Raw genomic sequence first — 3696 nt, 5'->3', positions numbered from 1 at the left:
TCAAATTATTCTTATTGGGATTAATTTCTATTGTGTGGTTGGTGTTTTATAGTTTGCAATTTTGGTCATGGCATTATGTCTGGTTATTGCCCATCGCCATGTTATCAATCCCTTTGTTGATTATGGCGATATGGTCTTTAATGTTATGGGATCTAACAGATTTACCAGAAGCCTTAGAAAGCCTAAAAAACGGTGTATTAGGTGTAAAAGAGCGTGTGGCTGGTGATAAACAAGAAGCACTCAAAGTCGTGGTCAGAGTAAGCCAAGCGCGTAAATTGCCATCCATGCTCAAGGAGTTATGGGGCATGGTTGAGGGGGTAGATGCAATTAGAACAGTTGTTGGCCATGCGTTGTTTTTGGCTAATCCTGTCAGTTGGGGATTATTAATCTTGGCCGTTATTGCTATTACTTTATATATTCTCTCTGCTAGTATTAGTTTTATATTTTGGATGTTGTAGGAAAAATAAATGTCTGAACAAATTGAAATAACAGATATTGTGCTTGGCGAAGGCAAAGCCGTTGTTAAAGGTGCATTAATAACGACTCAGTATACTGGTTGGTTAGAAGATGGTACAAAATTTGACTCTTCTTATGATCGTGGCCAAGCTTTTCAATGTGTGATTGGCACAGGTCGAGTGATTAAAGGTTGGGATATTGGTTTAATGGGCATGAAAGTGGGGGGCAAGCGTAAATTATTTGTGCCTGCGCATTTGGCTTATGGAGAGCGAAAAATTGGCGCATACATTAAACCAAATTCAAATTTAATCTTTGAGATAGAGTTGTTAGAAGTATTGACGAGGGATGACTAATATATAAATATGATGATGTTGTTAAATGACATATATTTTATTTTTATTATGTTTTTTTATATAATGATTTGCTTCACATTGAAAAATAAATGCTTGGGTTATGTTCACATCAAGCCTTCAATAAATGCTTTAATTTAAGACTAAAACAAATAAACAGTAATCCTAATGTTTTACTGGATTATTAGTAGGATTTGTTCTAGGAGAGAAAAATGCCCCTAGCTGGTTATTATCATAATGAATTAGAAAAAGTCGATAAGGCTTCAAAACGTTTACGAGAAGTCATGGATGGTTTAAGTCCCGCTTTTTTTATCGGTATGTTAAATTTAGAAGGGTGTGTTACCTATGCTAATCAGACGGCATTAGATGCTGTAGGCATAGAACGTAAAGACGTTTTGGGGCGTAAATTTGATGAGACCCCTTGGTGGGCGCATTCCGAAACACAAAGAGAGCAATTACGTTCGGCAATTTATAAGGCATTACAAGGTCAATCTTCTCGTTTTGATATGGTATTTAGAGATATTAATCAGAAGTTGAGAGTTATTGATTTTAGTCTTCATCCAGTTTTTGATGTTAAGAATAATGTATCTTATTTAGTGCCTTCAGGCCATGATGTGACTGAACGGCGTAGGGCAGAACGCTCTTTATCAATGATCACCGAATGTCAGGCTTTGCTGTTACAAGTCGATGAAGAACAACGTTTATTGCAAAATATTTGTCAATTAATTATGGATCGTGGTGGCTATCCACATGTGTGGATTGGTTATGCTCAACAAGATGAACGCAAAACAATTTTGCCTGTAGCTTATGTGGGGATAGAAGCCGCTGATTTTAAGGATTATCTATCGTGGTCTGCTGATGATATCCGTGGTCAGGGGCTAACAGGCCCATGTATTCGTCAATCTAAAACCATTTTATGTCAAGATTTTCTCCAAGTTGAGTCCTTAGCAGTACAACAGATGGCAACGAGTCGAGGTATTCGTGGAGGTATTGCTTTAGCCTTAAAAAATCCTTTAGGCAATGCTTTTGGTGTATTGTCGATTGTTTCCCACGAAGTATTTGATATAGAACAAGAAGAAGTATTGTTGTTAGAAAAATTGGCAGATAGTATTTCTTATGGCATTAGAAACTTAAGAGCGCGTAAAGAAAATGAGCAAAGTTTAGCGGTTATTTATCAAATTGCCGATGTTGTTTCTTTAGCTACAGGCGATCATTTTTTTCAAAAATTGACCTTGGCAATGACCAAAACTTTGGGCGCTGAAGTTGGTTTTATTTCTAGAGTACAGTTGGGTAAACCATCATTAACACGCAGTGTTGCGTTGGTTGTAGATGGTAATTTATTGGATAATATCGATATTCCAATTATTGGAACACCTTGTGAGCGATTAAGTCCAACTGCTAAAGAGTGGATTGTGTCTTGTAATGTTATCGGACAATATCCCTTAGCAGAAGGTTTAAGAATGTTTGGTGCGGAGTCTTATATTGGTCGTCGAATAGAAAATTTACAATGCGAATATATGGGACAAATAGTATTATTGTTTAGACGTCCTTTATTAGATACAGCACTTATATCTGCAGTATTTAAAGTGTTTGCTGCACGTGTTGCTGCCGAGTTTGAGCGTATAGGACAAGAGGACGACCACGTCTATAAAATCTAGGAAAAAATTTACGGATGCACGAACAGCATATTGCCATTATTGGTGCAGGTACAGCAGGTCTTGCAGCCGCCATTATTCTTGCCCGTCAAGGACACAAAATTACCATTTTTGAAGCGGTTGATCATTTATCGCCTGTGGGTGCAGGTTTACTCTTACAACCCGCAGGTTTGGCGGTTTTTGCCCATTTGGGCGTTTTAGAACATGCTTTAGGTTTGGGGGCTGTTGTAACGGGGTTAGAAGGTCGATTGCCCAATCAACAACTCTTAGTTAATAGTCACTATCTGCAAGCAGGGCAAAATCTTTATGGCTTAGGAATTCATCGGGCAACCTTGTGTCATGTGTTAATGACTGCTTTGCAAAATCAAAGCTTTACCCATCACATCACGTGGCATATGGGCGCGCACATTGATAAAGTAGAAGAGCAACAAGGCAGTTGTGTGGTGACAGGTAGCATACAGCAACAAGCTTTTACCACCAATTTCGATTTAGTGATTGTCGCGAATGGTGCACGAAGTCAGTTGCGGCCTAAAGCGTGGGTCAAGTTAGATAAATCATATCCTTGGGGCGCAGCATGGACGATTGTGCCAGAGTGTTTAGCATTAGATACACAAATTTTGCATCAGTTTTATGACGGTGCAAAAATTATGATGGGTGTTTTGCCAACAGGTGCAATGCCTGATGCACCAACACAACGTTTATCGAGTGTGTTTTGGAGTTTACACAGTCAACAGCTTCAGCAATGGGGAAAAACCGAAAAGCAACGACAAGATTGGTTAACACAAGTCGATCAACGTTGGCCTGTGGTGGCACAGTGGTTGGCGACGGTGATTAATCAACCAGATCAATGGTTAGCCGCCAATTATCGAGATGTGGTGATGTCACGTTTTGGTCAAGGATGTATTGGTGTCATTGGTGATGCAGCTCATGCAATGAGCCCACAATTAGGGCAAGGTGCAAACATGGCTTTATTAGATGCGTGGGCATTAGGGCAAGCTTGCGCCAAAGCCACAGATCTAAATGAGTTATGGCAAAATTATCACCAATTAAGAGCCTCATCGACCCATTTTTATCAGTGGTTAAGCCGACAATTAACCCCACTCTATCAATCAGATAATGAATTTATGGGAATGGGACCATCAGAAGCACTCGTTCCAATTTCATTATGGCCGACAATGTATGGAAAAGATGAAATTCAAAATATTTCTGTTCAAGCAAAAAATGTAGATCATTTA

The 3696-nt window shown here is 39.1% G+C and carries 4 protein-coding genes; all 4 read left to right on the top strand.

The window, feature by feature from the left end:
* On the top strand, positions 1-458 hold a 458-nt coding region (locus Q0212_RS00630), incomplete at its 5' end, for a hypothetical protein (protein WP_297920706.1).
* 9 nt (positions 459-467) lie between these two features.
* Complete coding sequence (locus Q0212_RS00625; protein WP_297920704.1) at positions 468-809, top strand: FKBP-type peptidyl-prolyl cis-trans isomerase; 342 nt, start codon at positions 468-470, stop codon at positions 807-809.
* 209 nt (positions 810-1018) lie between these two features.
* Positions 1019-2464 (top strand): PAS domain-containing protein, encoded by a 1446-nt coding sequence (locus Q0212_RS00620; RefSeq protein ID WP_297920702.1) that lies wholly within the window; start codon positions 1019-1021, stop codon positions 2462-2464.
* Positions 2465-2478: 14 nt separating this feature from the next.
* Positions 2479-3696: NAD(P)/FAD-dependent oxidoreductase (locus Q0212_RS00615; protein ID WP_297920700.1), on the top strand; the 1218-nt coding region annotated here is incomplete at its 3' end.

Origin of the sequence: uncultured Agitococcus sp. (assembly GCF_937920075.1) — a bacterium.
Classification (GTDB): domain Bacteria; phylum Pseudomonadota; class Gammaproteobacteria; order Pseudomonadales; family Moraxellaceae; genus Agitococcus.
The sequence above is the reverse complement of the archived record's forward strand: the minus strand, read 5'-3'. Positions and strand labels throughout refer to the sequence as shown.

Coding starts and splice junctions, on each gene's coding strand:
- Q0212_RS00625 (WP_297920704.1), top strand. CDS start 468: ATGTCTGAACAAATTGAAATAACAGATATTGTGCTTGGCGAAGGCAAA.
- Q0212_RS00620 (WP_297920702.1), top strand. CDS start 1,019: ATGCCCCTAGCTGGTTATTATCATAATGAATTAGAAAAAGTCGATAAG.